Source organism: Pedococcus sp. P5_B7 (assembly GCF_054049895.1).
The window spans coordinates 31,989-58,819 of record NZ_JBFULM010000007.1 but is presented as its reverse complement, the minus strand read 5'-3'; the positions used below and the strand labels follow the sequence as shown (position 1 = coordinate 58,819).

Sequence of the window (26,831 nt, the reverse complement as noted above, 5' to 3'; positions counted from 1 at the left end):
TTCCCCACCCCCGACGCAGGTATGCCGCCCGCTCTCGTGAGCGGGCGGCATACCGGTGGTGCGGGGTCGGGGACGCTGCCCCGGGGCAGGTCAGTCCGAGAGGGTGCCCTTGCGCGAGAGCAGGACCTCGTCGATCAGGCCGTACTCGACGGCCTCGGCCGCGGACAGGATCTTGTCGCGCTCGATGTCAGCGCGGACCTGCTCAGGGGTGCGGCCCGAGTGCGCTGCCCAGGTCTCCTCGAGCCAGGTGCGCATGCGCAGCACCTCGTTGGCCTGGATCTCGATGTCGGACGCCTGGCCGTAGTCGCCACCGACCAGCGCGGGCTGGTGGATGAGGATCCGGGCGTTCGGGAGGGCGAACCGCTTGCCCTTGGCGCCGGCCGACAGCAGCACCGCGGCAGCCGAGGCGGCCTGGCCGATGACGAACGTCTGCACGTCGGGCTTGATGTACTGCATCGTGTCGTAGATCGCGGCCATCGCCGTGAACGAGCCACCGGGGCTGTTGATGTACATCAGGATGTCGCGGTCGGGGTCCTGGGACTCCAGCACGATCAGCTGGGCGATGACGTCGTCCGCGGACGCGTCGTCGACCTGCACGCCGAGGAAGATGATGCGGTCCTCGAAGAGCTTGGTGTAGGGGTCGAGCCGCTTCATGCCGTAGGAGGTGCGCTCCTCGAACTGGGGCAGGATGTAGCGGCTGGACGGACCCGGCACGTGCAGGCCACCGGGGCCTGCGGAGTGCATGGAGGGGTTGATGTTGGCGTTCATGTGTCGATCCCTCACTTGTCCCCGGTGACCGGGTTGTCGTCGCTGCCGCTGCGGCCACCGGCCTGTGCGGCACTGCTGAACACGTGGTCCACGAAGCCGTACTCCTTGGCCTCCTCGGCGCTGAACCAGCGGTCGCGGTCGGAGTCCTTCTCGATCTGTTCCTTGGTCTGACCCGTGTGCTCGGCGATCAGCTCGGCCATCTGCTTCTTGACGTAGAGCATCTGCTCGGCCTGGATCTTGATGTCCGAGGCCGTGCCACCGATGCCGCCGGAGGGCTGGTGCATCATCACGCGGGCGTGCGGCGTGGCGTAGCGCTTGCCCTGGGTGCCGGCGGAGAGCAGGAACTGGCCCATCGAGGCCGCCATGCCCATCGCCACGGTCGCGACGTCGTTGGGGATCCACTTCATCGTGTCGTAGATCGCCATGCCCGCGGAGATGGAGCCGCCGGGGCTGTTGATGTAGAGCCAGATGTCCTTGCTCGGGTCCTCCGCGGCGAGTAGCAGCAGCTGTGCGCAGATCGCGTTCGCGTTGTCATCGCGCACGTCGGAGCCCAGGAAGATGATCCGCTCCTTGAGCAGACGGTTGTAGATGTGGTCGTCCAGACCACCCTGCGGGCCCTCGCCCGCGCCGACAATCTCGTTCACCATGTCTCCATCACTTGAGGTCCTTGCCTGTCAGTGACCCTAACGCGGTCATGGTGGGCAGAAGTCCCCGATCCGGTCCATGTTCGCCCTGAGCGCACAGGACTCAAGGCGGCGACTCAGGCAGCTGGACGCTCGCCCGACTCGCGGGTGGCCGGGATGACCAGCATCGCGAGCGCCACCATGCCGGTGACGGCCATCAGGGCCCGCAGCACGGTGAAGTGGTCGCCCAGGAAGCCGAGCAGCGGCGGACCGGCGATGAACGCGGTGTAGCCGATGGTGGCGACGACCGACATGCGGGCGGCGGCGCGGGCCGGGTCGTCGGCCGACGCGCTCATGCCGACCGGGAAGCCGAGCGACGCGCCGACACCCCAGACCGCCGTGCCCAGGTAGGCCAGCCAGGCCGGTCCGAAGATCACCATGAGCGAGCCGACGGCAGCCAGGGCGAAGGTGACGCGCAGGACCGGGACGCGCCCGTGGGTGTCGAGCAGCCGGGTGCCGACCAGCCGGCCCAGCGTCATGAACGAGAGGAAGGAGGCGAAGGCCAGCACCCCGGCCCACGCGGGCACCCCGTGGCCCTCGACGAAGGCGACCGAGATCCAGTCGTTGGCGGTGCCCTCGGTGAAGGCAGCGGCCAGGACGACCAGCCCGATCATGAGGGTCCGCGGCTCCAGCCAGGCCGACCGCGGCCGGGTGCCTGCCGCAGCGGCGGCCTCCTGCTCGTCCGTCTGCGTGACCTCGACGTCCCGCGGCAGGAACGACCGAAGGGCCCAGACCCCGAGGACTGCGGAGGCCACGATGGCGATGGAGAAGTGCACGAGGAGCGGCACGGAACCCCACGACATCCCGGCTCCGACCAGGGCGCTGAGCACGGTGCCGCCGGAGAAGGCGGCGTGGAAGTGCGGCATGACGGTCTTGCCGAGCAACCGCTCGACGGCCGCCCCCTCGAGGTTCATCGCGACGTCCCAGACCCCGACGCCCATGCCGAGCAGGTAGAGCCCCACGGCCATCACCCACCGCGACTCGAACACGTCGACGGCGGCCGCGATGATCACGAGCCCGGTGAACCCGAACACCATGCCGAGGTGAATGGTCCGCGTGGCGCCCAGCCGGTCCGCGAGGCGACCCGCCGACGGCAGCGCCGTGAGCGACCCGGCGGAGGCTGCGAACAGGGTGAGCCCCAGCTCACCGGCGCTCAGTCCGAGCTGCACCTTGCTGTCTGCGATGCGCGACGCGAAGGTCGCGAACGCGATCCCGGCGAGCGCGAAGACGATGAAGACGGCGTTGCGAGCCTGGACCGCGCGGGCGGTGTCGAGGGTGGTTGCGGGGGCGGCGGGCTGGCTCACTACGGCTCTCTCGGGAAGGGGTCTGCGACAGGGTCCTGACGTATCGAATCGATTCGGTCGAATCGATTCGATAGTCTGTCCTCCATGAGCCGTCCGCGTCAACCTCGTCCCACCCTGCGCGCCGTGGCGCAGGCGGCGGGGGTGTCCACCTCGACGGCGTCGCTCGCCTACAGCGGGAAGGGCCCCGTGGCGCCGGAGACCGTCGCCCGCGTGCGTGCCGCCGCGGAGCAGCTCGGGTATGCCGGGCCGGACCCCCTCGCGTCGTCACTGCGGCAGGGGCGCTCCGGCGTGGTCGGCGTCGTCGTCGAGGGACGGCTGCTGCACGCCTTCCGCGACCCCTTCGCGGTCAGCGTCCTGGACGGCCTCTCCCAGGTGCTCGACGAGATCCCCGCCGGGATGCTGCTCATCGCCCAGCCCGCGGGCACCCCGGAGCGGGCCATCACCCAGCTGTCCGCCACGGCCCTCGACGCGGTGGTCTTCTCGCTGTGCGGGCCCGACACGAACCCGGCGGTCGACCACCTGGCCGCCCGCGGCATACCGATGCTCGGGGACGGCTCCCCCGCCGACCCCCGCATCACGCACCTCGCCCTGGACAACCGCGGCGCCACGGTCGAGCTGGGCCGGCACCTGGAGTCGCTGGGTCACCGGCGGGTGGCGCACGTGATGATGCCGCTGCGGCACGACTCCGCGACCGGGCCGGCCAGCCTGGCCGACGTCGGCGCGGCAGAGTTCGCCGACACCCGCGACCGGGCGCTCGGCTTCCTCGACGTCTTCGGCGACGCGGGCGGGGTGCCGCGTGCGCCTTCGGGCCTCGTGCAGACCTCGATCCCCGACGTCGAACAGGGCGCCGTCGCCGCCCGCCTGCTGTTGGACGTGCCGACCGCCCAGCGCCCGACGGCGGTCGTCGCGCAGTCGGACCTGCTCGCGATGGGGGTCGTCCGCGCAGCCGAGGAGCTGGGGCTGCGGGTGCCGGACGACCTGAGTGTCACCGGGTTCGACGGCGTGGAGCTGCCGTGGTTCCCGGGCACGCTGACGACCATCGACCAGCACGGCGGCGCCAAGGGACGGCTGATGGGCGAGATGCTGCGCAGCCTGTTGGACGGCGACCGACCCGCGGACGCCGTGCAGCGCACCGACCTACGGATCGGCACGACCACGGCGCCGGTCGGCTGAGCCAGCCCGACCGGGTCAGGAGCGCAGGATGCTGACGCTCTGCTGGGCCTGGACGGACTCGCCCTCGCCGGCCTCGGCGGCGAGCTGGGCCTGTCGCTCGGCCTCCCGCTCTGCCTCGGCGGCCTGGGCCGCCTGGACCGCCTTGGTGGCGTCGGACGGCTCGGCCACGACGTGCACGGTGATGTAGCGACCCTTGTCGTCCACCGTCACCGCGGCCTCGAAGTCCATCAGGCTGTCCGTGCACGACACGTGGTGCGCTTCCCAGGCCGTGTCGACCGCCACGGTCTGCCACAGCCGCTCCAGGCCCATGCCGGCCTCCCACGGGAGCACCCCGTCGGCGCAGCGGCAGACTCCGATGACCAGCTGGTCAAGGTCGTCGGTGTGACCGAGCTCGACCTCGCCGAACAGCCGGCTCTCGGACAGGGCGGCCTGCAGCGCGTGCCGCAGGTGGGTGGCCAGGGCGGGGTCTGCCGGGCTGGCATTCTCCTGCACCGCGAGCCGCAGCTTGTGGAAACTGGTGACGTCCATGCCTCATGGTCGGGCGCGGCAGGCCTCCAAGAAATCACCCAAATGCAGTAGGTCGCGTGCCCGGGAGGGGACGCGACCTACTGTTTGGTGCTGGATGACCTCGTTCGGGGGTCGGTCAGGCGTGGTCGTGACCCTCGTGGTCGCCGTGGTCGTGGCCCTCGTGGTCGTGCTCCGAGCCGCCCTCGAACAGCTGGGAGGCGACGTCGGTCGCAGTGACGTCGTTGAGGTCGACGGGCTGACCGGCCGTGTCGACGACCTTGGCCTGCTCGAGCACCGTGGCCAGCGCCTTGCGACGAGCCACCTCGGCGACCATCGCGGGGACCTGGCCCTGCTGGTCGATCGCCTGGGCGAACTGGTTGGGGTCCATGCCGTACTGCTGCGCGGACATCACGAGGTACTCGATGAGCTCGGGCTGCTCGACCTTCACCTCGGTCTTCTCGGCGATGGCGTCGAGCAGGAACTGCGCCTTCAGGGCCTTGCGCGTGTTGGCGTCGACCTCGGCGCGGTGCTCGTCGTCCTCGAGGCGGTTCTCGCCCTCGAGGTGCTGGTTGACCTCTGCCTCGACGACACCGTCCGGCACGGGGATCTCGATGGTCTCGAGCAGCTGGTCGAGGACCTTGTCGCGGGCCTGGACGCCCTGCTCGAACTTCGCGGCCTGCTCGGCCTGCTTGGTGACGTCCTCGCGCAGCTCCTTGAGGGTGTCGAACTCCGACGCCAGCTGGGCGAAGTCGTCGTCGAGCGCAGGGAGCTCGCGGACCTTGACCGACTGCACGGTCACGACCACGTCGGCGTCCTCGCCCTCGCGGTCGCCGCCGGCGAGCGGCGCCGTGAACGACTTGGTCTCCTCGGCGGCCATGCCGCTGAGGGCCTCGTCGAGACCGTCGAGCATGTTGCCCGAGCCGACCTCGTAGGAGACCCCCGTGACGGAGTCGATCTCCTCGTCGCCGATGCTGGCCTTGAGGTCGATCGAGACGAAGTCGCCGTTCTCGACGGTGCGCTCGACGCCCTTGAGGGTGCCGAAGCGCTCCTGCAGCGCGATGAGCCGCGCCTCGACGTCCTCGGGGGAGGCCTTGGCCTCGTCGACCTCGACCGTGATGCCGCTGAAGTCCTCGGGCAGGTCGACCTCGGGACGCACGTCGACCTCGACGGTGAACTTGAGGTCCTGGCCGTCCTCGGCCGGCACCTCGGTCACGTCGACCTCGGGCTGACCGATGGGGCGGACCTTGTTCTCCTCGACGGCCTGGCCGTAGAACTGCGGCAGGGCCTCGTTGACGGCCTCCTGGAGGACCGCGCCGCGGCCGACCCGCTGGTCGATGATGCGCGAGGGGACCTTGCCCTTGCGGAAACCGGGCACCTGGATCTGCGAGCCGATGGTGGCGTAGGCGGCGTCGAGGCTCGGCTTGAGCTCCTCGAACGGCACCTCGACGGTCAGCTTGACCCGGGTCGGGTTCAGGGTCTCGACGGCACTCTTCACTGCGGGATACTCCAAGGTCGTGGGGGGCATGGTGCTGGTGGTGGTGCTGGTGGTGGTGCTGGTGGTGGTGCTGGGGCGTGGTGCGTGCCCGTGGTGCTGGGCACCACCGGTCACCTCGTGATGGGGCAATGCGAAGGCCCGCTGCGCCGGCTTCAACAGGCGGCGACCGGGCCAAAACCTCATCGTAGCCGTTGCACGCCCACGCTCCGAACCGGCGACCCACCGGCCTCAGGAGTATGCCGCGTGGGACCGGCCCCACATCGCCGGCCCGAGTGCCCATGACATCCGTCACGACTTTGCGTCAAGGGTCTCCCCAGCGATGCCCATTTCTTCGCCAGCAGCAGCGTTGGACGCCGAAATCCATTGCCAGCCAAGGCGTTCGGAGCAAGTCTTCGACGCGAGGGGCGGTAGTGGCCGCCTCCTTCCACGTCAGGAGACACCTCGTATGCGCACGCAGATCCTCTCTGTCGCGTTGGCGGCCTCGGCATCCCTGGGGCTCGTCACGACCGCGGTCACCGCCGCTTCGGCAGCCCCCTCCCCCCACGCGCACGCCCAACGCGTGTGCGCGACGCCGAGCTCACCCAGCCTCGCGGCCTGCCACGCCCTCAAGCTGGTCGATGCCGATGGCCGGGCAGTCAGCCCCACGGGCAGGCCGGTCACCCCGAATGCCATCTCCGGCAAGACCCCCACCGACATCCAGAGCGCCTACAAGGTGACCGGGCTGTCGGCCGGCGGTCGCACCGTCGCGATCGTCGACGCCTACGGCTACCCGAACGCCGAGCGCGACCTGGGGACCTACCGCGCCCAGTGGGGCCTGTCCGCCTGCACCACCGCCAACGGCTGCCTGCGCATCATCAACCAGACGGGCGGGACGGCACTCCCCCGCTTCAACGTCGGCTGGGCCGGCGAGCAGGCCCTCGACCTCGACGCCGTCTCGGCGACCTGCCCGAGCTGCAAGATCGTGCTGGTGCAGGCGAACAGCGCCAGCCTCACCGACCTCGGGGCGGCCGTGAACACCGCAGCCACGCAGGCCGGCGTCGCCGCGATCTCGAACAGCTACGGCGGTGGTGACCTCGCCGACAGCTCGTACGGCGCGGCATACAACCACCCCGGCATCGCCGTGACCGCGTCGACCGGTGACAACGGGTACCAGGGCGGCAGCTTCCCCGCGTCCTCGCACTACGTCACCGCCATCGGTGGCACGTCGCTGCTCAAGGACTCCAGCGCACGCGGGTGGTCGGAGTCGGCCTGGAACGGCGCCGGTTCGGGCTGCACGACCCTCAACGCGGCACCGGCTGGTCAGACCTCGGCGATGACCAGCTGCAGCGGCCGCGCGATCGCGGACGTCTCGGCCGTGGCCGACCCGGCGACGGGGCTGGCCACCTACGCACCGACGTCGAGGACCTCCTCGTCGTGGGCGCAGTACGGCGGCACCAGCCTCTCCTCGCCGATCGTCGCCTCGGTCTACGCGCTCAGCGGCAACACCGCGGGCTACGCGAACACCCTTCCCTACGCCAACCCGGCGGGCCTGTTCGACGTGACGTCGGGGTCCAACGGCACCTGCGCCTCGTGGTGCACGGCGAAGTCCGGCTGGGACGGCCCGACCGGACTCGGCACGCCGAACGGCACCTCGGCGTTCTGACCCGTCCCGAGTCACGCTGACGGCCCCGGGGGGACGATCCCCCGGGGCCGTCGGCGTCCCCGATGCCTCCGCGTCCCCTTCCCCCATCCACCCGGAACCTCGCCGTTCACGCCCGTTGGCGTGCAGTTGGGAGCCAGTGGACAAGGCTGGGACGAGTGACCATTGGCGCATCCGCACCTCGCACCTAGCATGTGCCGAACGGCCAACGGCGGCCGCTGTTCGGCGCCACCGCCAGACGGACGTCGAGTGGACGAAGAAGGGTTCGCGCTGTGCCGTCAGTCCAGTACTCGATGCGGCGTCGGGCTGCGGCTCCCCGACGAGGTTTCCTGGTGCTGGTCGTCGCCCTGACCACGGCCGTCACGGTCATCGCTCCGGCGGACCGGGCGCTGGCTGCCGCGGTGCCGCCCTCAGTTCAGCTCTCCTCCGCGCCGACCCACGGCTCGCCGGCAGCGAGCCCGGCGGTGGCCCGGGTCCAGTCGCCCACCGCCGAGCCGAAGCACGCTGAAAGGACCGCCACGGTGTTCGCCGCGGCAGCCCCCTCCGCCGACGTCTCCCTCGTGAAGACCGTCTCGCCGCAGGTGCTGGTGCCGGAGCAAGCCGTCACCTTCACCCTGACGATCGACAACGACGGCCCCTCGACGGCCACGGAGGTCACCGTCGAGGACGTCCTCGATGTCTCGTTGTTCGGAGCGACGGTGACGACGACGGCTGGCACGTGCGCACCCGTGGGCGCGGACCACACCGTGCGCTGCTCACTGGGCTCCGTGGACCCCACCGACGGGCCGGTGACGATCAGCGTGGTCGCGCTCCTCGACGGCGACTTCACGGGCGCCCTCTCCAACACCGCCACCGTCGGCAGCGCCACGCCGGACCCCGACCCCGCCGACAACACCGACACGGTGACGGCCTCGACCGGCCCGTTCGCCGACCTGTCGCTGCTGACGTCGGTCAGGCCACGCGCTCCCGTCGCCGGCAGGCGGGCGACCTACACCGTCACGGTGCACAACCCCGGCCCGTTCGCCGCGACCGGCGTCACGGTCACGGACCTGCTCGACGAGTTCCTGCTCGACGCGTCCGTGTCCACCACCCTGGGCACCTGTGCAGCGATCACCATCGACCACACGGTCGGCTGCACGCTCGGCTCCCTCGCCGACGGACAGACGGCCACCATCACCATCAGGGCGCTCGTCGCGGGAGGTGCCACTGGCGCCCTCACCAACACGGCGTCGGTCGCCTCCCCCACGCGCGACCCGAATGAGGCTGACAACGCCGACACCGTCACGACCCGGGTCGTCGTCGACACGGACGTGAGCCTCCGCAAAACCATCCCGAGCTCGACGGCCGAGGTGGGCGACGACGTCGTCTACACGATCCTGGTGTCGAACGCCGGGCCGTCGACCGCGCGCGGGGTCGTCCTGACCGACCCCCTCCCAGCGGGGCTGCGGGTGTCAGGGACCCCCGAGGCCGACGGCCGCCGGTGCTCGGTCTCCGGTCGCAGGGTCACCTGCAGACTCGACGACCTCGCGGCGGGTGAGTCCACCAAGGTCCGCGTGGCCGCGAGGGTGCTCTCGGCGGCGGGGGGCACGTCCCTGAGCAACACCGCCGGCGTGGTCACGTCGTCGAACGACCGGGTGGACGAGAACGACCACGACTCGGCGGGGCTGTCCGTCGCCATGCCGCAGGCTCCTCCACCGCCGGCGTCGCCCGTGCCGCAGCACCCAACGGTCCCCGACAGGTGTCCGGGGTGCCCCGACGGACTGGCCGTCACGGGATCGAGCCTCGTGCCCCAGACCACCCTGGCCCTGGCCCTGCTGCTGGCCGGGTTGCTGCTGACCTGGGCCGGCCGCCGTCGTGGGCTGCTCCTCGCGCAGGCCGACCGCACGCCGTCTACGTTGAGGTCATGGCCGAAACCAACCTCTCGAGCACGTCCGACCTGCCCCCCGAGTGGGACGTCATCGTCGTGGGCGCCGGCCCTGTGGGCGAGAACGCCGCGGACCGGGTCCACAAGGCCGGCCTCACGGTCGCGATCGTGGAGAAGCACCTCGTGGGTGGCGAGTGCAGCTTCTACGCGTGCTCGCCGAGCAAGGCCCTGCTGCGGCCGATCCACGCCACCCGCGCCTCGCAGCGGGTGCAGGGCTCCGCCGGGGCTCGCATCGACCCCGCGGGGGTGCTGGCCCGGCGGGACTCGTGGATCAACCGGATCGGCACGACTGACACGTTCGACGACAGCGGCCAGGTCGGCTGGCTCGACCACGTCGGCATCACGCTGCTGCGCGGGGAGGCCCGCCTGACCGGTGAGCTCGCGATCGAGGTCGACGGCACGCCGTTCCGTGCCCGACAGGCCGTGGTGCTCGCGACCGGCACCACCTCGACGATTCCTCCGATCCCCGGGCTGCGCGAGGCGCACCCGTGGACCAACCGTGCGGCCACGACGAGCCGGCGGATCCCCGACCGGTTGGCCGTCCTCGGGGGCGGCGTGGTCGCGTGCGAGCTGGCCCAGGTCTATGCCGCGATCGGGTCGAAGGTCACCATCATCGAGCTGGCCGACGGGCTCCTCGGCCGCCACGAGGAGTTCGCGGGACGAGCCGTCGCCGAGGCACTGGAGCGCGACGGCGTCGACGTCCGCCTGGGCACGCGGGCCGAGTCCGTCTCGCGCCTCGGGCCCACCGGCGAGGTGACCGTCCAGCTGTCCGACGGCACCAGCGTCACCGCCAACGAGCTGCTCGTGGCCGTGGGCCGCACGCCGGCCACGCAGGGCCTCGGGGTGCAGGAGGTCGGCGGCGAGCTCGACGACGCGGGCTACGTCCGGGTCACCGAGCGCATGGAGGTCGAGGGGATCTCACCCGACCAGCCCTGGCTGTATGCCGTGGGCGACGTCAACGGCAAAGCCCTCCTCACGCACATGGGCAAGTACCAGGCCAGGGCGGTCGGCGACCTGCTCGGCGCCCGCGCGGCCGGTCGTGAGCCGGACCCGCGGACCACCGTTCCCTGGGCGGTCGGGGTCGGGTCGCCGCAGGTCGTCTTCACCGACCCCGAGGTCGCCGCGGCCGGGCTCAGCGAGGCCGAGGCCCGCGAGCGCGGCCTCACCATCCGGGTGGTCGACCTGCCGATGGACTCCGCAGCCGGCGCAGGACTCCAGGCGGAGGGCTACCAGGGGCAGGCGAGGATCATCGTCGACGAGGACGCCGGCGTCCTCGTCGGTGCGACCTTCGTCGGGCAGGACGTCGCCGAGCTGGTCCACGCCGCCACGGTGGCGATCGTCGGCAAGGTCCCGCTGACGACGCTGTGGCACGCCGTCCCGTCCTACCCCACGATGAGCGAGATCTGGCTGCGCCTGCTGGAGGAGTACGGCGTCTGAGCCCCCGGGGCCGCAAGGGCACGCCGGAGGGGGAAGGGCTGACCCGCCTCGGCACCGTCAGCGAGGGCCCGCACCGATGTCCGGTGCGGGCCCTCGCTGWCGGTGGAGCGGGTGACGAGAATCGAACTCGCGTAGCTAGTTTGGAAGACTAGGGCTCTACCATTGAGCTACACCCGCACGGGCCGGCAGACCCCCGAAGGAGCGGCTGATCCGAGGCGTTAGCCTAATGCCCGCGATCGTGTGACCTGAAATCGGCACACCGTCGACGGGGTATGGCGCAGGTTGGTAGCGCGTCCGCTTTGGGAGCGGAAGGTCGCCGGTTCAAATCCGGCTACCCCGACGAGGATCTGGCACAGCACGGAACTCGCTGACCCGACGACCGGCTGCCAGCCCCTTGGCCTCGAAGCCGTCGGTGGGCCGCCACGGCGGCCGCTCCCCCTCTGTGACGTCGAACCCACCGTGGCTCGCGAGCTCTGACCGCACGTGGGCGGCATACCCGTCGTGGTCGGTGGCGAGCAGGAGGTGACCACCGGGCTCGAGCCGGTCGGCGACCAGGTCGAGGGTCTCTCGCGAGACGAAGCGGCGCTTGGCGTGCTTGGCCTTGGGCCACGGGTCGGGGAAGAAGACGTGCACCGCGGCGAGCGAGCCGGGGAGCACCCGGTCGGCCAGCAGCAGCACCGCGTCGCCCTGGTGGACCCAGACGTTGCCGAGCCCCTGGCGCTCCGCCTCGGCCAGCATCCGAGCCAGCGCAGGGGTGAACACGTCGACGGCGAGCACGTCGTGCGCCGGGTACGTGGCGGCGTAGGCGAGCGCTGCGGCGCCGTGACCGCAGCCGACCTCCAGCACGACGGGGGCCTTGCGACCGAACGCCTGCTCCGGCACGAGCGGGCCGTCGGCAGGGACCGAGTGGCGGGGGGCGAGGGTCTGCATCCGTGCGACGGTGAGCGCCGACAGCCGTCCGCGGCGGGCGTTGTAGGACCGCACGCGCCCCTCGATAACCACCGCCCCAGCCTAGGGAAGGCACCCTCAGGCCGGGGAACCGCGTCACGTCGACGGCACTCGCGAGTCGTTCTACGGTTGACGGGCCGGTCGACCACCCGGTCGACGCCGAACGGGAAGCCGTCGCACCCAACAGAAGGGCACGCCATGAGCATGTTCGACAACATCAAGGACAAGGCAGAGGCGCTGGTCGACAGCCAGGGCGAGAAGGTCGGCGAGGGGCTCGACCGAGCCGGCGACTTCGTCGACGAGAAGACCGGTGGCAAGTACGGCGACCAGATCGACCAGGGATCGGACCGGGCCAAGGACGCGCTCGACGGGCTCGACGGCAAGGACGACGACATCCCCTGAGCCCGGCGGCCGGTGCGGGCCTCCACCCGCCCGTCTTGACCAGCGACCCACCAGTCGATAACAGGTGCTTATGTAATCCATAATGGGGCATGCGCATCTCCCGCTTCCCCAACATCGTCGACGACGTCACCGTCCGCCTCATCGCGGGCGTCATCCTCGTGCTCGCCGTCGTCGCCCTCGCAGCCCACCAGTGGTGGCTGTATGCCGTGCTCGCGGCGGACTTCGTGCTGCGCGCGGGCTGGGGACCGTCGGCCAGCCCGGTGGCGATCCTCGTCAACCGCTGGGTCCGACCCCGCGTCTCGGCGGCCCCGCGCTACACCGCGGGGCCGCCCAAGCGCTTCGCCGCCGCCGTCGGGGCTGTCTTCACCCTCGCCGCGACGATCCTCTGGATGGCCGGGACGAGCCTGCCGGTCATCCTCATCGGCGTGGTCATGGTGGTCTTCCCGGCCCTGGAGTCGCTCGCCGGGATCTGCGTGGGCTGCATCGTCTTCGGGTGGCTGATGCGGCTCGGCGTGATCCCCGAGTCGGTCTGCCTCGAGTGCGCCGACATCACCCGCCGCGCTGCCCAGCGGCAGGCGGCAGCCACGGCGGCCAGGGCGGCCGCCGGCGCCGCGACGAGCTCGCCGGCCTGACTGCCGGGCCGGCGCTGACGGGGACCAGAGCCGGGGACCCGAGCTCGGGCTCGGCTCGGGCTCAGCGCCGCCAGACGACGACGGCCGCGCGGTCGTCGGTCTCGCCCGCGCGCGCCGCGGTGCACATCTTCGCGGCCATCCCCTCGAAGCCCTTGCCGATCATCCGCTCCGCCGTCCCGAGCATGCGGTCGATGCCGTCGCGCAGGTCGCGGTTGCGGACCTCGATGACCCCGTCGGTGTAGAGCAGCAGCGCGTCGCCGCGGCCGAGCTGACCGCGGATCCGCGGGAAGGCCGGGCCCTCGGTCACGCCGAGCACCGGTCCCTCGTCACCCTCGAGGACCTCCCAGCGGCCCGAGCCGGCCGAGAAGCGGACACCCGGGGGGTGTCCGGCCGAGCCCAGGCTGTACTCCCCCGTGGTCAGGTTGATCATGGCGTGCGCCGCGGTCGCGAAGCCCTCGTCCCACGCCTGGCGGAGCAGGTAGGAGTTCGCGGCCGGGAGGAAGGTGTCGTAGGGCAGCGACCCGAGCAGGCCCCCGAACGCACCCGACAGCAGCAGTGACCGGGTGCCGGCGGCGATGCCCTTGCCCGAGACGTCGACCAGCGCGAGCTCGAGGACGTCGTCGTGGCGGCTGGTGACGAGGAAGTCGCCCGAGAAGGAGTCACCGTAGGCGGACAGCACGGACAGCTCCGCGCCCCACCCGGTCGGGAGCTCCGGGAGCTCGCCCTGGGTGCGCAGCCGGTCGCGCAGGTCGACCAGCATCGACTCCCCGAGGTTGCCCTGCACCCCCAGGCGGGCCCGCGACGCGGCGACCCAGAACATGATGATCATGACGCTGGTCAGCACGCCGTACGCGCCCAGGATGGCGGGGAGGGCGTCGTGGTCCACCACCGTGTAGGCCCCCGCGATGAGGATCGCGACGTCGACCGCTGCCAGCACCTTAGGCGTGAGGAAGAGGCCCGCGAGGACCGCCACCGGGACGTACGCCGAGAAGGGGACGTTGTCCGGCCAGAGGGACATGGTCCAGCAGAGCAGGGTGTTCGCGGCGATGAGGGCCGCCGCGGTCAATGGCTGGCCCCAGCGCACGAACCTGGTCCGACTGCGCTGGACCCGGGACATGATGGATCGCCGAGCGAGATAAGTCCTCTCGACAACCACTGTGAAGTTCCTTCGGCAAGGCAGGGCGTGAGCACCTTCAGCGTCTGCGGGATGGGTCGGCCCCGATCCGACCCGCCGCCAGCGTAGTGGGAGGTCGGTCAGCGCGCGCCAGATCGGAGGATCAGCGGCGGGGTCAGCCGGCGAGCTCAGGCCTCGGGCGGCAGCGTGCCGGACCCCTCGTACGCGCTGACCATGTCGATGCGGCGCTGGTGCCTCGGCGCGCCGGAGAACGGCGTCGCGAGGAACGCCGCGACCATCGCCTTGGCCTCCTCGACGGTGTTCATCCGCCCCCCGATCGAGATGACCTGGGCGTTGTTGTGCTCGCGCGCGAGCGTGGCGAGCTCGGCGTTGTAGCACAGCGCCGCGCGGATGCCGGCGACCTTGTTGGCCGCCATCTGCTCGCCGTTGCCCGAGCCACCGAGCACGACACCCAGGGAGTCCGGGTCGGCGGCGACGGCCTCGGCCGCACGCAGCACGAAGACCGGGTAGTCGTCCTCGGGGTCGAGCTGGTGCGGCCCGTGGTTGGTCACCTCGTGGCCCTCGGCCTCGAGGAACGAGACCAGCTCGCCGAGCAGCTCGTATGCCGCGTGGTCGCCGCCGATGTGGACGCGCATCTGGGTGCTCCTCAGTCGAAGTTCGTCGCTCGCGGCGATCCTATTGCTGTCGTCGCCAGTCGGCGTCAGTCGAAGATCGGGCCGACGGTGCGGGACCGCTTGAGCTCGTAGAAGCCGGGCGTGCCGGCCACGAGGACGCAACCGTCCCAGAGCCGTCCAGCTGCCTCACCCTTGGGAGCGGGCGAGACGACCGGGCCGAAGAAGGCCTCGCCGTTCACCGCGACGACCGGCGTGCCGACGTCGTCACCGACGAGGTCGATGGCCCGCTGGTGGCTCGCGCGCAGCTCCGCGTCGAGGACGTCGGAGTCGGCCAGATCGGCCAGCTCCCAAGGCAGGCCGACCTCCTCGAGGGCCGGGCCGATGACCTTGGCGTAGTCCTTCTCGCCACCGAGGTGGATGCGCGTGCCCATCGCGTCGTAGAGGGGCTTGATGACCTTGTCGCCGTGGTCGCGGGCCGCGGCGATGATGACGCGCACCGGTCCCCAGGCCCGATCCATCATCTGCCGGTAGCTGTCGGGGAGGTCGCGACCCTCGTTGAGGACCGCCAGGCTCATCACCGACCAGGTCACGTCGACGGGACGGACCTCCTCGACCTCCATCATCCAGCGTGACGTCATCCACGCCCACGGACACAGGGGGTCGAACCAGAACTCGGCGGACGTACGGGTCTCGGACACAGGGGTGGCAGTCACACGCCCAATCCTGCCACTGGCCCTCGAGGCCGGCACCAGCGGTGGTCCCCCGGCCGTCCACCCGTGCGAGGATGGCCGCCGACACCATCGACCACAGCCACCATCCCCGCTGTCACCCCACTACCGCGCAGGAGCACCGTTGCCCGGCATGAACCTCACCCGCGACGAGGCCACCGCCCGCGCCGCTGTCGTCGCCGTCGACCACTACGACGTCACCCTCGACCTCACCACCTCGGACACGACGTTCCGGAGCACGACCACGGTGACGTTCACGAGCACGGAGCCCGGCGCCGAGACCTTCGTCGACCTGATCGCCCCGTCCGTCGAGTCGATCATGCTCAACGGCGAGCCGCTGGATCCCGCCACCCACTTCGACGGGGTCCGCGTGCGGGTCCCGGCCACGGCGGAGCGCAACACGCTCACCGTCGACGCCACCGCGGCATACATGAACACCGGGGAGGGGCTGCACCGCTTCACCGACCCGGTGGACGGCGAGGTCTACCTCTACTCGCAGTTCGAGGTGGCCGACTGCCGCAGGATGTTCGCGGTCTTCGAGCAGCCCGACCTCAAGGCCACCTTCGCCTTCACGGTGACCGCCCCCGACCACTGGCAGGTCGTGTCCAACTCCCCCACGCCCGAGCCGACGCCGGTGCGCGACGGCGCGGCCACGTGGGCCTTCGGCACCACCCCGCGGATGTCCTGCTACATCACCGCGCTCATCGCCGGCCCGTATGCCGTGGTGCGTGACGAGGTGCAGACGCGGCGCGGCACCGTGCCCCTGGGGATCTTCTGCCGCCAGTCGCTCCTGGCGCACCTGGACGCCGACAACATCTTCGACTGCACCAAGCTCGGCTTCGCCTTCTTCGAGGAGGAGTTCGACTGCGAGTACCCGTTCGAGAAGTACGACCAGCTCTTCACGCCGGAGTACAACATGGGCGCGATGGAGAACGCCGGCGCGGTCACCGTCAGCGAGATCTACGTCTTCCGCTCGAAGGTCACCGAGGCCCTCGTCGAGCGTCGCGCCCTCACCCTGCTCCACGAGCTGGCCCACATGTGGTTCGGCAACCTCGTGACGATGAAGTGGTGGAACGACCTCTGGCTCAACGAGTCGTTCGCCGAGTGGGCGTCGACCACCTGTCAGGCCGAGGCCACCGAGTGGACCAGCGCCTGGACCACCTTCGGCACCTCCGAGAAGGCCTGGGCCTATCGCCAGGACCAGCTGTCCTCGACCCACCCGATCGTCGCGCCGATCCGCGACCTGCAGGACGTCGAGGTCAACTTCGACGGCATCACCTACGCCAAGGGCGCCTCGGTGCTCAAGCAGCTCGTCGCCTACGTCGGGCGCGAGCCGTTCACCGCCGGTCTGCGGGCCTACTTCGCCAAGCACGCCTGGGGCAACACCCGGCTCGAGGACCTGCTGCGCGAGCTCGAGGCCACCTCCGGTCGCGACCTCGGGTCCTGGTCGAAGCTGTGGCTGGAGACCGCGGGCGTCAACACGTTGCACCCCGAGATCGCCACCGACGACCAGGGCCTGGTCTCCTCCGCGCGCATCGTCCAGACCTACGCCGAGGGGTTCGAGACGCTGCGCCCGCACCGGCTGGCGGTGGGCCTGTACGACATCGACGGCACCGACGCCGCAGGCGACCGGCTCGTCCGCACCGACCGCTTCGAGCTCGACGTGGACGGCGAGTCCACCGACCTGCCGCAGCTCATCGGCCGCCCCGCTCCCGACCTCCTGCTGGTCAACGACGATGACCTCGCCTACGCCAAGATCCGCCTCGACGAGCGTTCGCTGGCGACCGCCCTGTCCCACCCCCGCGGGTTCCAGGACAGCCTGCCGCGGGCGCTGGTCCTCGGCGCGGCGTGGGACATGACCCGTGACGCCGAGATGTCGGCGCGCGACTTCGCCTCGCTCGTCCTCGCCTCGCTCCCCGGCGAGACCGACTCGACCCTGCTGCGGGTGCTCCTGGGCCAGCTGCAGACGGCGCTGCACCTCTACGTCGCGCCGGCCCACCGCGATGCGGCTCTCGCGAGCGCGGCAGCCGACCTGCGCGCCCTCGCTGTGGCGGCCGAACCCGGCAGCGACGCCCAGCTCCAGCTGGTCGGTGCGTATGCCGCGCACCAGCGCGGCGGCGACGACGCGGCATACCTGCGGGGCCTCCTCGACGGCACGCAGGTGCTGGACGGCCTCTCCGTCGACACCGACATGCGGTGGCGGCTGCTGACCACCCTCGCCGCGTGCGGCGCGGCGACGACGGCCGACATCGACGCCGAGCTGGCGCGCGACAACACGGCCACGGGGCGCGAGCACTCCGAACAGGCCCGCGCCTCCTTCCCGACCGCCGAGGCCAAGGCCGAGGCCTGGCGCCGCGGCGTCGAGGAGACCGGCCTGCCCAACTCGGTCCTCGAGTCGGTCGCCGCCGGGTTCGCGACGGTGCACGACAACGCGCTCCTGGAGCCCTACGTCGAGAAGTACCACGCGATGCTCGACACCGTGGAGGGCAAGGGGTCGCACGCCATCATCGAGATCCTGGTCCGCGGCTTCTACCCCACGGTCCTGGCCGACCAGCGCCTCCACGACGCCACCGAGGCCTGGGTGTCCGCGCACCCCGACGCGCCAGCAGCCCTGCGCCGCCTGGTCACCGAGAACCGCGACCCGATCGCCCGCGCCCTGCGCGCGCAGCAGCGTGATGCCGATGCCTGAGGCTGTCACGCAGGTCCTCGCCGCCCTGTCCGAGGTCACGCCCGAGTCGGCGTGGGACTGGTTCACCGGCAAGCCGTTGGACATCGTCATCACCGTCGTCGCGGCCGTCATCCTGCGGTGGCTGGCGCTGCGGTCCATCGGACGCGTGGTCAAGGTGACCCTCGCCCGGTCAGACGCCCGACGCACCCGAGAGCCCAGCTCGCGGGCCGGTCGGGTGCTGGCCCAGGCCACCGGTGCGGCTCACGAGCGGCACCGCCAGCGCACCCTCACCATGGGGTCGCTGCTGCGCAGCATGGTGACGTTCGTGGTCGGGCTGATCACGATCCTCACCGTCATGGCGATCTTCAATATCCCCTTGGCACCGCTGCTCGCATCGGCCGGCGTGGGTGGGGTCGCGCTCGGCTTCGGCGCCCAGAGCCTCGTCAAGGACTTCCTGTCGGGCATCTTCATGATCCTCGAGGACCAGTACGGCGTCGGTGACGTCATCGACACCGGCGAGGCCATCGGCACCGTCGAGGAGGTCTCGCTCCGGGTCACCCGGCTGCGCGACGGCCAGGGTGTCGTCTGGTACATCCGGAACGGCGAGATCATCCGGGTCGGCAACAAGAGCCAGGGCTGGTCCACGGCGATGGTCGACATCCCGGTCGCCTACTCCGAGAACCTCGACAAGGTGATCCCGCTGATCCGCACGGTGGTGCACGAGCTCGACCAGAGCCCCGACTGGACCGACAAGCTGCTGGAGGAGCCGCAGGTCGTCGGGGTCGAGTCGATGACCGGCTCGGTCGTGACCATCCGCGTGATCGCCAAGACCGCCCCCGAGCAGCAGTACGGCGTCTCGCGCGAGATCCGCGAGCGGGTCAAGGCGGCGTTCGACGAGAACGGTGTCAAGGCTCCGGTCATGACGCCCTTCGGCCCCGCGGCTGCTCGATGAACGCCCAGTCGCCGGGTGGCGAGCAGTTCGGCAGCTTCTACGACCAGGTCGGCGGGCACGAGACCTTCCGGAAGCTGGTCCACGAGTTCTACCGGGGAGTGGCCACCGACCCCCCGCTGCGCGCCCTCTACCCCGAGGACGACCTCGGACCGGCCGAGGAGCGGTTCCGCATGTTCCTCGAGCAGTACTGGGGTGGCCCGACCACCTACTCCGACCAACGCGGCCACCCCCGGCTGCGGATGCGGCACCACCCGTTCAAGGTGACTCCGCTGCAGCGCGACCGCTGGCTGCACCACATCATGGCGGCGGTCGACACCCTCGACCTCCCCCCGGCGAACGACCTGCTGCTGCGCGACTACCTCGAGCGCGCCGCCCACTCGATGGTGAACTCGCTCGACGAGGAGTGAGCCCGGCGCCGTTCCAGCCTGCGAGACACCGGGCCCCCGGTGAGGATCCGGTTTCCCCGAACGCGTTCGATGCGTCAGCATGGTTCCCCGTGACGACGACCCTCTCCACCACCCTCATCCACCCCGCAGCCTCGGCCGACGCCGCCTGGTGGCGGCACGCCGTGATCTACCAGATCTACCCCAGGTCCTGGGCCGACGCCGACGGTGACGGCATCGGCGACCTGCCCGGTGTCACCGCGCGGCTCGACTACCTCAAGGCGCTCGGAGTCGACGCCGTGTGGTTCAGCCCGTTCTACAAGTCGCCCCAGGCCGACGCGGGCTACGACGTCGCCGACTACCGCGACATCGACGACCTGTTCGGCAGCCTCGAGGACGCCGACGCGATGGTCGCGCGGTCGCACGAGCTCGGCCTGAAGGTGATCGTCGACCTCGTCCCCAACCACACCAGTGACGAGCACGAGTGGTTCAAGGCCGCGCTCGCCGCTGCCCCCGGCAGCCCCGAGCGCGACCGCTACATCTTCCGGGACGGCAAGGGCCCGCACGGCGAGCTGCCGCCCAACGACTGGCACTCGGTGTTCGGCGGCGACGGCTGGACCCGCATCACCGAGGCCGACGGACAGCCCGGACAGTGGTACCTCCACCTGTTCGACACCAAGCAGCCCGACCTCAACTGGGACAACCCCGAGATCGGCGACGAGTTCGAGTCGATCCTGCGCTTCTGGCTCGACCGCGGCATCGACGGCTTCCGGGTCGACGTCGCCCACGGCCTCATCAAGGAGAAGGGGCTTCCCGACTACGACGCCGAGCTGCACATCCTCGACGGCGAGGTGAAGCCCGGCGCCCCGATGCCTCCCATGTGGGACCAAGACCCGGTCCACGACGTCTACCGCCGCTGGCACCAGGTGCTGGCCGAGTACGGCGAGCCCGACCGCATCCTCGTGGCCGAGGCCTGGGTGCGCCCGCAGGAGCGCGCGGTGCGCTACGTCCGGCCCGACGAGATGCACCAGGCCTTCAACTTCGACTTCCTGATGAGCCAGTGGCGTGCTCCGGACCTGCGTGAGGTCATCGAGGCCTCTCTCGTGGCAGCCGACTCAGTGGGCGCTCCGAGCACCTGGGTGCTGTCCAACCACGATGTGGTGCGGCACGTCTCACGGCTGGGCCTGCCGGTCGGCAAGCGCCGTCCCAACGGCATCAGCGCCGAGGACCCCCAGCCCGACCGGGCCCTCGGACTGCGGCGCGCCCGCGCGGCGACCCAGCTGATGCTTGCGCTGCCCGGCGGCGCATACCTCTACCAGGGCGAGGAGCTCGGGCTGCCCGAGTCGACGGACATGCCGGCCGAGTTCCGCCAGGACCCGACCTTCATCCGCTCGAAGGGCAAGGAGATCGGCCGCGACGGGTGCCGCGTCCCGATGCCCTGGGAGAAGGACGCGCCGTCGTTCGGCTTCGGCCCGACCGACCAGACCTGGCTTCCGCAGCCCACCGTCTACGGCGACTACGCCGTCGACCAGCAGGACGGGGTCGAGGGCTCGACCCTCGAGCTCTACCGCTCCCTGCTGCGGACCAGGCGCGACCGCGACCTGGGCACGGGTGGGCTGCGGTTCGTCGACGGGTTCGGTGACGACGTGGTCGCCCTGGTGAACACCGGCCAGGGCGAGGACACCCTCGTCGTCGCGAACCTCGGCACCGAGCCGGTGGCCCTGCCCGACGGCGCGACCGTGGTGGTGGCCTCGGGTGACCTGACCGACCAGGGCCTCGTGCCGACCGACACGACGGTCTGGGCAGCCCTCTGATCAGGTCCGCTGCTCTCACGGCAGACTGACGCCGTGAGAGCAGCGGACTTCGCCTACTTCGATGCGCCGACCCCCATCGGGCTGGCGCACCGGGGCGGGGCCAAGCTCGCGGCCAACCTCCACCTCGAGAACTCCCTCGCGGCCTTCCGCGCAGCGGTGCGGATGGGCTACCGCTACCTCGAGACCGACGTCCACGCCACGGCGGACGGCACGCTGCTCGCCTTCCACGACCAGCGGCTCGACCGGGTCACCGACCAGCGCGGCCTGATCGCAGACCTCCCGTATGCCGTGGTGCGGGCAGCGCGGATCCACGGCACCGAGCCGATCCCCCTCCTCTCGGACCTGCTCGAGGAGTTCCCCGACACCCGCATCAACATCGACGTCAAGGCACCCGGCGCCATCGCGCCCCTGGCCGAGGTGATCCGGCGCCACGCGGCGATCAACCGCGTCTGCGTCGGCTCGTTCTCCGATCGGCGACTGCGGGCCGTGCGCCGGCTCCTCGGCCCCGAGCTGGCCACCGCGACCGGACCGGCAGAGGTGACCGCCCTGCGCCTGGCACCGCAGCGGGTCGCCTCGTGGCTGCGCTCCCCCGCGGCCGTCCTGCAGATCCCGACCGGGCACGTCGTCGGCGGTCGCCGCCTCGACCTGGTCACGCCCGGCCTGGTCGAGCGCGTCCACGCCATGGGCAAGCACGTCCACGTGTGGACCATCGACGACGCTGCCGAGATGCACCGGCTCTTCGACCTCGGCGTGGACGGCATCGTGTCCGACCGCATCGACACCCTCGCCGACGTCCTGGCCGAGCGCGGCGTACCGTTGCGCCAGTGACCGCGCCCACCCCCCGCCCAACCCCAGAGCGTGTCGAGGGTGCGGGTGCGGGCACCACCGGCGCGGGGCGGGTCGGCGTCTTCCACCCTCGCTACGTGCTGCTGTCCGTCTCCCTGCTGGCGCTCATCACGGTGATCGCCTTCGAGGGCATGGCGGTCTCCACCGCCATGCCGGACGCCGCCCGCGAGCTGGACGCGGTGCGGTCCTACGGGCTCGCCTTCTCGGTCATGCTGACCACCCAGCTGCTCGGCATCGTGCTGGCCGGGGTCTGGTGCGACCGGTCGGGTCCCCTGCCATCGCTCTTCGCGGGCCAGCTGCTCTTCGCGGCCGGGTGCGGACTGTGTGGGGGCGCGCAGTCGTTCGGGCCGTTCCTGACTGGGCGTGGCGTGGCCGGCCTCGGAGCCGGGTTGATCATCGTCGCCGGCTATGTCGTCATCGGCCGCGCCTACCCGGAGTCGTTGCGGCCCAAGGTGTTCAGCGTGATCTCGGCTGCGTGGGTGCTGCCCTCGCTGCTCGGTCCACCGATCGCCGCGTGGGTCACGACGACCTGGTCCTGGCGCTGGGTCTTCTGGCTGGTGGTCGTGCCGGTCGTGGCCGCCATCGCGCTGGTGTTCGCCCGGCGGTCGCAGATCGTAGCGGCGGACGAGGGCATCGACGGGTCCAGCCGTGACCACCGCGCGCACGCCAGGGCGGCCTGGTTCGGCGTCCTGATCGCGGCCTCCGCCGGCGCCCTCCAGTGGGGCACGCACGACCTCGAGTTCACCTGGTCGGTCAAGACAGCGGTCGCCGTCCTCGGCGTCGTGGGGATCGCGGCCACCGCACCCATGCTGCTCCCGCGCGGCACGTGGCTGATGCGTCGCGGGCTGCCCTCGGTGATGCTGGCGCGCTTCCTGCTGACCTGTTCGTTCTTCGGCACCATCACCTACATCCCGCTCATGCTGGTCAACGAGCGCGGCCAGTCCCTCGCCACTGCCGGCACGATCCTCGCCGTCGGCTCGCTCGGCTGGTCGGCCGGCTCCTGGGTCCAGGGCCGGGACCGCTGGGCGGGGCGCCGCCACCAGCTCGTCAGCGTCGGAGGCCTCCTCCTCGCGACGGGGCTGCTCGGCGTCGTGGCGGTCACCCACCTCGACGGGCACCCGTGGCTCATCGCCGTGGCGCTCGTGGCGTGCGGCATGGGCATGGGGCTGGGCACCGCGAGCCTCTCGGTCCTCTCGCTCACCCTCACGTCGCCCGCCGACCACGGCACGACATCGTCGTCACTCCAGCTCGCCGACGTCCTCGGTTCGGTGCTCGGGATCGCCGCGGCCGGCGCGGTCTTCGCGGCCCGCCACACGACCGCGGGTCAGGACATCCCGGTCTTCGTGAGCATGTGGCTGGGACTCAGCGTCGTCGCCGCCCTCGTCGTGGTCGCCGGTCAGCGGATCAGGACGTGACCGCCGGGCGTCGAGAGCCGCGTCCAGCGGCCGTGCGCCCACACCGTCACCGGCGCGTCGCCAGCACTTTTCACGAACCCGAGCACGTATGCCGCGAACGCACCGCCCGCGGGCACGGGCGGGGTCGTGGTCGTCAGACGCCCCCACACCTGCCGGCGAAGTGCCGCGACGGCTGAGCCACCGGCATCCGCCGGCGCACCCGAGGCGACCTCCTCGATCCCCTGCCGCGCCACGGCATACATGTCGTCGGCGGCGACCGCCCCGACGCGTTCCCACCCGCCACGGGGTGGCGCCATCGCCGCCCAGGCGACGCTGACGGTCACTGGCGGCACGGACAGGGTGGTGCCGCCCTCGCGCGCGAGGCGGTCGGTGACTGCGGCCAACGGCACCGTGACGTCGAGGTCGGCCGGCTCGGCCAGGGGCATCGCCCGCAGGCCGATCACGACCCCCTCGGCCATCAGGCCGCTACCGGGCAGGACCCCGACGTAGGCGGCCAGGGTCGGTCCGGTCGCCTGCAGCCGGATCGCGCCGTCCTCGTCGGCGGCCTTGGCACGGGCGACGTAGGTGCGCAGGTCGTCGAGACCCTGCAGGTCGGGGAAGGTCAGCTCCATCAGCGTCGGCGCCAGCGGAAGGGCACCGGCTCACCCGAGTGCGACCTGAGCATGGCCCGCAGCGACTCGTCCATCCGTCGCGGGGTGCTGGTCACGAAGTCGTAGAGGACCAGCGTGGTCTCCGCGCGGGCGTAGACCACGTCGCCCTCGCCACCGTCGGCCGACGGCCGCCCGTCGCGCACCTCGTAGGCGAGGTCGAAGCCGGCCCCCCCGATCTTCGTGGCCCACATCTCCACGACGATGGGCGGCACCCGGAACAGCAGGGGCGCGAGGTACTCGATCTCGTGGCGCGCCACGAGGATGCCCTCCGAGAGCACCGACCGGTCCTGGCCGAACCAGTCCTCGAAGCCGATCACGCGGGCGTCCTCCAGCAGTCGGAGGAACTGCACGTTGTTGACGTGCCCATAGGCGTCCATGTCGCTCCAGCGGAGCGGCACGTTGACCCGGTAGCGGCCGGTGGGCCCGCTCGGCTCGGGGCGGTCGTCGGAGACCTGGACGGGACTCTCTTCGCTGGCCATGTGGACATCCTCGCAGGGCTGTCGGGCCGGCGGCATACGGTGGTCGCCATGGAGACCACCGCGGCACCCGACCTGCACACCCAGGCCACCACCGTGCTGCGGCGCCTCGTCGGCCGCGACGACGTCGACTTCCGCGACGGCCAGCTCGAGGCCGTCGAGGCGCTGGTCGGCCAGCGTCGGCGGGTGCTCGTCGTGCAGCGCACCGGCTGGGGCAAGTCGGCGGTCTACTTCGTGTCCACCGCCCTGCGCCGGGCCGAGGGCGCCGGGCCGACCGTGATCGTCTCGCCGCTGCTGGCGCTGATGCGCGACCAGATCGCGGCCGCCGGCCGGGCCGGGATCCGCGCGGTGACCATGAACTCCGCGAACGCCGACGAATGGGGGCAGGTCTCGGCGGCGCTGGCCGCCGACGAGGTCGACGTCCTGCTGGTCAGCCCAGAGCGCCTGAACAACCCGAGGTTCCGCGACGAGCAGCTGCCCGACCTTGCTCGCCGGTGCGGTCTGCTCGTGGTCGACGAGGCGCACTGTGTGTCCGACTGGGGCCACGACTTCCGCCCCGACTACCGCCGGATCCGTGACCTGCTCACGGTGCTGCCCGCCGACACCCCGGTGCTGGCGACCACGGCCACCGCCAACGCCCGCGTCGTGACCGACGTGGTCGAGCAGCTCGGGGCCGGCGGCCACGACGTGCTGACCCTGCGTGGCGGCCTCGCCCGCGACTCGCTGCGCCTGGGGGTGATGGCCCTGACCTCGCCCGAGCAGCGGCTGGCGTGGCTGCTCGCCCACCTCGACTCGCTCCCGGGCAGCGGCATCGTCTACACGCTCACCGTCTCGGCCGCCGAGGACATCGCCGTCGCCCTGCGCGAGGCGGGTCACGAGGTGCGGGCCTACACCGGACGCACCGACCCGGCCGACCGCGAGCGCCTCGAGGCGATGCTGCGCGACAACCAGGTCAAGGCACTGGTGGCGACCTCGGCGCTGGGCATGGGGTTCGACAAGCCCGACCTGGGCTTCGTGCTCCACCTCGGCGCGCCCTCGTCGCCGGTCGCCTACTACCAGCAGGTCGGTCGTGCCGGTCGGGCCACCGAGCGGGCCGACGTGCTGCTCCTGCCCGGCCCGGAGGACAAGGACATCTGGGCCTACTTCGCCTCCGCCTCGATGCCACGCCAGGAGCAGGCCGACGCGGTGCTCACGGCGCTCGCGGGCTCGGCCAAGGCGCTCTCCACGGCAGCGTTGGAGTCCATCGTCGACATCCGGCGCACCCGGCTCGAGCTCCTGCTCAAGGTGCTCGACGTCGACGGCGCCGTCCAGCGGGTGCCAGGTGGTTGGACCTCGACCGGCCAGCCCTGGACCTACGACGCCGAGCGCTACGCGCGGGTGACGGCGGCCCGCGTGCGCGAGCAGGACCTCATGGTCACCTACGAGCAGACCGCCGGGTGCCGGATGGAGTTCCTCCAGGAGTCGCTCGACGACGACTCCGCAGCCGCGTGCGGACGGTGCGACTCGTGTGCCGGCGTGTGGTTCCCCACCGACATCCCTGACGTCGCAGTCACCACGGCCCGTGGTCGCCTCGAGCGGGCCGGGGTCGAGCTGGAGTCAAGGGCCCAGTGGCCGACGGGGATGGACCGGCTGGGTGTCCCGGTGCGCGGGAAGATCAGCCCCGACGAGGCGATGGAGACCGGTCGGGCGGTCGCCCGGCTCACCGACCTGGGCTGGGGTCAACAGCTCCGGTCGCTGCTGCGGGCCACCGATGCCGCGGTGCCGCCCGAGCTGGTGCGGGCCTGCGTGCCGATCCTGCGCGACTGGGGCTGGGCCGAGCGGCCGGTGGCCGTGGCCATGGTCCCCTCGCGCACCCGGCCCCTCCTGGTCGAGTCGCTGGGCCGGGGCATCGCCGAGCTGGGTCGGATGCAGTGGCTGGGCGCCCTCGACCCCGTCGATGGTGGACCGGTCGGCGAGGCCGGTGGCAACAGCGCCTTCCGGCTGGCCGGCGTGTGGGGTCGTCTGGAGGTCGGCGCCGAGCAGGCGTCAGGCCTGCGCGGCCTCGACGGACCCGTCCTGCTGGTCGACGACGTCGCCAACTCGCGCTGGACGCTCACGGTCGCGGCCGCCGCCCTGCGCCGTGCGGGCGCCACCGGCGTGCTGCCGTTCGTCCTGGCCCTCGACGCCTGACCCCGATCCGTCCGCAGCGCCGGCCGGGCCCGGCACGCCGTCGAGCGGCACCGTGAAGATCGGCAGGAA

General features: G+C 71.5%; 23 protein-coding genes, 2 tRNA genes and 1 pseudogene. 14 read left to right on the top strand and 12 right to left on the bottom strand.

Features of this window, described 5'->3' with window-relative positions; genetic code table 11:
* Nucleotides 1–90: 90 nt before the first annotated feature.
* The 3 genes from ACXJKD_RS16285 to ACXJKD_RS16275 form a co-directional block, all read right to left on the bottom strand.
* Nucleotides 91–744: an ATP-dependent Clp protease proteolytic subunit gene (locus ACXJKD_RS16285; protein WP_457255877.1), complete on the bottom strand. Its 654-nt coding sequence runs from the start codon at nucleotides 742–744 to the stop codon at nucleotides 91–93.
* 35 nt (nucleotides 745–779) lie between these two features.
* On the bottom strand, nucleotides 780–1,415 hold the full coding sequence (locus tag ACXJKD_RS16280) for an ATP-dependent Clp protease proteolytic subunit (protein WP_457255657.1): 636 nt from the start codon (nucleotides 1,413–1,415) through the stop codon (nucleotides 780–782).
* 113 nt (nucleotides 1,416–1,528) lie between these two features.
* Nucleotides 1,529–2,755 carry an MFS transporter gene (locus ACXJKD_RS16275; RefSeq protein WP_457255656.1) on the bottom strand — a complete coding sequence of 409 codons (1,227 nt, stop codon included), beginning with the start codon at nucleotides 2,753–2,755 and terminating at the stop codon, nucleotides 1,529–1,531.
* 84 nt (nucleotides 2,756–2,839) lie between these two features.
* Here ACXJKD_RS16275 and ACXJKD_RS16270 point away from each other — a divergent pair, with 84 nt between their 5' ends.
* Nucleotides 2,840–3,928 (top strand): LacI family DNA-binding transcriptional regulator, encoded by a 1,089-nt coding sequence (locus tag ACXJKD_RS16270; protein ID WP_457255655.1) that lies wholly within the window; start codon nucleotides 2,840–2,842, stop codon nucleotides 3,926–3,928.
* A gap of 15 nt (nucleotides 3,929–3,943) precedes the next feature.
* Here ACXJKD_RS16270 and ACXJKD_RS16265 read toward each other — a convergent pair whose 3' ends face one another.
* Both ACXJKD_RS16265 and tig read right to left on the bottom strand, forming a co-directional pair.
* Nucleotides 3,944–4,456: a hypothetical protein gene (locus ACXJKD_RS16265; protein ID WP_457255654.1), complete on the bottom strand. Its 513-nt coding sequence runs from the start codon at nucleotides 4,454–4,456 to the stop codon at nucleotides 3,944–3,946.
* 115 nt (nucleotides 4,457–4,571) lie between these two features.
* Entirely contained in the window at nucleotides 4,572–5,930 is a 1,359-nt protein-coding gene (gene tig / locus ACXJKD_RS16260; protein WP_457255875.1) for a trigger factor, read from the bottom strand.
* Nucleotides 5,931–6,375: 445 nt separating this feature from the next.
* Here tig and ACXJKD_RS16255 point away from each other — a divergent pair, with 445 nt between their 5' ends.
* The 3 genes and pseudogenes from ACXJKD_RS16255 (at nucleotide 6,376) to ACXJKD_RS16245 (ending at nucleotide 10,930) form a co-directional block, all read left to right on the top strand.
* Nucleotides 6,376–7,572: a S53 family peptidase gene (locus ACXJKD_RS16255; protein ID WP_457255653.1), complete on the top strand. Its 1,197-nt coding sequence runs from the start codon at nucleotides 6,376–6,378 to the stop codon at nucleotides 7,570–7,572.
* Nucleotides 7,573–7,862: 290 nt separating this feature from the next.
* Nucleotides 7,863–9,170 (top strand): annotated as a pseudogene (locus ACXJKD_RS16250) (DUF11 domain-containing protein); the annotation flags it as partial.
* A gap of 302 nt (nucleotides 9,171–9,472) precedes the next feature.
* Nucleotides 9,473–10,930, top strand: a complete 1,458-nt coding sequence (locus tag ACXJKD_RS16245) for a dihydrolipoyl dehydrogenase family protein (RefSeq protein WP_457255652.1) — start codon at nucleotides 9,473–9,475, stop codon at nucleotides 10,928–10,930.
* A 103-nt stretch (nucleotides 10,931–11,033) separates the two neighbouring features.
* Here ACXJKD_RS16245 and ACXJKD_RS16240 read toward each other — a convergent pair.
* Nucleotides 11,034–11,107: transfer RNA gene (locus ACXJKD_RS16240), tRNA-Gly, on the bottom strand.
* A gap of 89 nt (nucleotides 11,108–11,196) precedes the next feature.
* On the opposite strand from ACXJKD_RS16240, the gene ACXJKD_RS16235 reads away from it, so the two are divergent.
* A tRNA-Pro gene (locus ACXJKD_RS16235) sits at nucleotides 11,197–11,270 on the top strand.
* Here the strand turns inward: ACXJKD_RS16235 and trmB are convergent.
* Nucleotides 11,252–11,932: a tRNA (guanine(46)-N(7))-methyltransferase TrmB gene (trmB, locus tag ACXJKD_RS16230; RefSeq protein WP_457255651.1), complete on the bottom strand. Its 681-nt coding sequence runs from the start codon at nucleotides 11,930–11,932 to the stop codon at nucleotides 11,252–11,254. The genes ACXJKD_RS16235 and trmB overlap by 19 nt on opposite strands.
* Before the next feature lie 144 nt (nucleotides 11,933–12,076).
* Between trmB and ACXJKD_RS16225 the strand changes: the two genes are divergently transcribed.
* Together ACXJKD_RS16225 and ACXJKD_RS16220 are read left to right on the top strand one after the other, a co-directional pair.
* Nucleotides 12,077–12,280 carry an antitoxin gene (locus ACXJKD_RS16225; RefSeq protein ID WP_457255650.1) on the top strand — a complete coding sequence of 68 codons (204 nt, stop codon included), beginning with the start codon at nucleotides 12,077–12,079 and terminating at the stop codon, nucleotides 12,278–12,280.
* Nucleotides 12,281–12,369: 89 nt separating this feature from the next.
* On the top strand, nucleotides 12,370–12,912 hold the full coding sequence (locus ACXJKD_RS16220) for a DUF4395 domain-containing protein (RefSeq protein ID WP_457255649.1): 543 nt from the start codon (nucleotides 12,370–12,372) through the stop codon (nucleotides 12,910–12,912).
* 61 nt (nucleotides 12,913–12,973) lie between these two features.
* On the opposite strand, the gene ACXJKD_RS16215 is transcribed toward ACXJKD_RS16220, so the two are convergent.
* The 3 genes from ACXJKD_RS16215 to ACXJKD_RS16205 form a co-directional block, all read right to left on the bottom strand.
* Nucleotides 12,974–14,029 carry a PP2C family protein-serine/threonine phosphatase gene (locus ACXJKD_RS16215; RefSeq protein WP_457255648.1) on the bottom strand — a complete coding sequence of 352 codons (1,056 nt, stop codon included), beginning with the start codon at nucleotides 14,027–14,029 and terminating at the stop codon, nucleotides 12,974–12,976.
* 185 nt (nucleotides 14,030–14,214) lie between these two features.
* Nucleotides 14,215–14,682 (bottom strand): ribose-5-phosphate isomerase, encoded by a 468-nt coding sequence (locus tag ACXJKD_RS16210; RefSeq protein ID WP_457255647.1) that lies wholly within the window; start codon nucleotides 14,680–14,682, stop codon nucleotides 14,215–14,217.
* A gap of 65 nt (nucleotides 14,683–14,747) precedes the next feature.
* Entirely contained in the window at nucleotides 14,748–15,374 is a 627-nt protein-coding gene (locus tag ACXJKD_RS16205; RefSeq protein WP_457255646.1) for a mycothiol-dependent nitroreductase Rv2466c family protein, read from the bottom strand.
* Between the two features lie 139 nt (nucleotides 15,375–15,513).
* Between ACXJKD_RS16205 and pepN the strand changes: the two genes are divergently transcribed.
* The 6 genes from pepN (at nucleotide 15,514) to ACXJKD_RS16175 (ending at nucleotide 23,467) form a co-directional block, all read left to right on the top strand.
* Nucleotides 15,514–18,078: an aminopeptidase N gene (gene pepN, locus ACXJKD_RS16200; protein WP_457255645.1), complete on the top strand. Its 2,565-nt coding sequence runs from the start codon at nucleotides 15,514–15,516 to the stop codon at nucleotides 18,076–18,078.
* Complete coding sequence (locus ACXJKD_RS16195; RefSeq protein ID WP_457255644.1) at nucleotides 18,071–19,009, top strand: mechanosensitive ion channel family protein; 939 nt, start codon at nucleotides 18,071–18,073, stop codon at nucleotides 19,007–19,009. Before pepN ends, ACXJKD_RS16195 begins: the two co-directional genes overlap by 8 nt.
* Complete coding sequence (locus tag ACXJKD_RS16190; RefSeq protein ID WP_457255643.1) at nucleotides 19,006–19,416, top strand: globin; 411 nt, start codon at nucleotides 19,006–19,008, stop codon at nucleotides 19,414–19,416. Before ACXJKD_RS16195 ends, ACXJKD_RS16190 begins: the two co-directional genes overlap by 4 nt.
* Nucleotides 19,417–19,505: 89 nt before the next feature.
* Complete coding sequence (locus tag ACXJKD_RS16185) at nucleotides 19,506–21,206, top strand: glycoside hydrolase family 13 protein (RefSeq protein WP_457255642.1); 1,701 nt, start codon at nucleotides 19,506–19,508, stop codon at nucleotides 21,204–21,206.
* 33 nt (nucleotides 21,207–21,239) lie between these two features.
* The gene (locus tag ACXJKD_RS16180; RefSeq protein ID WP_457255641.1) at nucleotides 21,240–22,034 is read left to right on the top strand and encodes a glycerophosphodiester phosphodiesterase family protein; all 795 of its coding nucleotides are present in this window, start codon (nucleotides 21,240–21,242) and stop codon (nucleotides 22,032–22,034) included.
* The gene (locus tag ACXJKD_RS16175) at nucleotides 22,031–23,467 is read left to right on the top strand and encodes an MFS transporter (protein WP_457255640.1); all 1,437 of its coding nucleotides are present in this window, start codon (nucleotides 22,031–22,033) and stop codon (nucleotides 23,465–23,467) included. The genes ACXJKD_RS16180 and ACXJKD_RS16175 overlap by 4 nt, the downstream gene beginning before the upstream one ends.
* Here the strand turns inward: ACXJKD_RS16175 and ACXJKD_RS16170 are convergent.
* Together ACXJKD_RS16170 and ACXJKD_RS16165 are read right to left on the bottom strand one after the other, a co-directional pair.
* A complete protein-coding gene (locus ACXJKD_RS16170) occupies nucleotides 23,449–24,078 on the bottom strand; it encodes a hypothetical protein (RefSeq protein WP_457255639.1) in 630 nt (209 codons plus the stop codon). The genes ACXJKD_RS16175 and ACXJKD_RS16170 overlap by 19 nt on opposite strands.
* Nucleotides 24,078–24,596: an acyl-CoA thioesterase gene (locus ACXJKD_RS16165; RefSeq protein WP_457255638.1), complete on the bottom strand. Its 519-nt coding sequence runs from the start codon at nucleotides 24,594–24,596 to the stop codon at nucleotides 24,078–24,080. The genes ACXJKD_RS16170 and ACXJKD_RS16165 overlap by 1 nt, the downstream gene beginning before the upstream one ends.
* A 48-nt stretch (nucleotides 24,597–24,644) precedes the next feature.
* On the opposite strand from ACXJKD_RS16165, the gene ACXJKD_RS16160 reads away from it, so the two are divergent.
* Complete coding sequence (locus ACXJKD_RS16160) at nucleotides 24,645–26,762, top strand: RecQ family ATP-dependent DNA helicase (RefSeq protein WP_457255637.1); 2,118 nt, start codon at nucleotides 24,645–24,647, stop codon at nucleotides 26,760–26,762.
* Nucleotides 26,763–26,831: the final 69 nt, after the last annotated feature.

Coding starts and splice junctions, on each gene's coding strand:
- ACXJKD_RS16285 (WP_457255877.1), bottom strand. CDS start 744: ATGCACTCCGCAGGCCCCGGTGGCCTGCACGTGCCGGGTCCGTCCAGC.
- ACXJKD_RS16280 (WP_457255657.1), bottom strand. CDS start 1,415: ATGGTGAACGAGATTGTCGGCGCGGGCGAGGGCCCGCAGGGTGGTCTG.
- ACXJKD_RS16270 (WP_457255655.1), top strand. CDS start 2,840: ATGAGCCGTCCGCGTCAACCTCGTCCCACCCTGCGCGCCGTGGCGCAG.
- ACXJKD_RS16265 (WP_457255654.1), bottom strand. CDS start 4,456: ATGGACGTCACCAGTTTCCACAAGCTGCGGCTCGCGGTGCAGGAGAAT.
- ACXJKD_RS16255 (WP_457255653.1), top strand. CDS start 6,376: ATGCGCACGCAGATCCTCTCTGTCGCGTTGGCGGCCTCGGCATCCCTG.
- ACXJKD_RS16245 (WP_457255652.1), top strand. CDS start 9,473: ATGGCCGAAACCAACCTCTCGAGCACGTCCGACCTGCCCCCCGAGTGG.
- ACXJKD_RS16225 (WP_457255650.1), top strand. CDS start 12,077: ATGAGCATGTTCGACAACATCAAGGACAAGGCAGAGGCGCTGGTCGAC.
- ACXJKD_RS16220 (WP_457255649.1), top strand. CDS start 12,370: ATGCGCATCTCCCGCTTCCCCAACATCGTCGACGACGTCACCGTCCGC.
- ACXJKD_RS16215 (WP_457255648.1), bottom strand. CDS start 14,029: ATGTCCCGGGTCCAGCGCAGTCGGACCAGGTTCGTGCGCTGGGGCCAG.
- ACXJKD_RS16210 (WP_457255647.1), bottom strand. CDS start 14,682: ATGCGCGTCCACATCGGCGGCGACCACGCGGCATACGAGCTGCTCGGC.
- ACXJKD_RS16195 (WP_457255644.1), top strand. CDS start 18,071: ATGCCTGAGGCTGTCACGCAGGTCCTCGCCGCCCTGTCCGAGGTCACG.
- ACXJKD_RS16190 (WP_457255643.1), top strand. CDS start 19,006: ATGAACGCCCAGTCGCCGGGTGGCGAGCAGTTCGGCAGCTTCTACGAC.
- ACXJKD_RS16170 (WP_457255639.1), bottom strand. CDS start 24,078: ATGGAGCTGACCTTCCCCGACCTGCAGGGTCTCGACGACCTGCGCACC.
- ACXJKD_RS16165 (WP_457255638.1), bottom strand. CDS start 24,596: ATGGCCAGCGAAGAGAGTCCCGTCCAGGTCTCCGACGACCGCCCCGAG.
- ACXJKD_RS16160 (WP_457255637.1), top strand. CDS start 24,645: ATGGAGACCACCGCGGCACCCGACCTGCACACCCAGGCCACCACCGTG.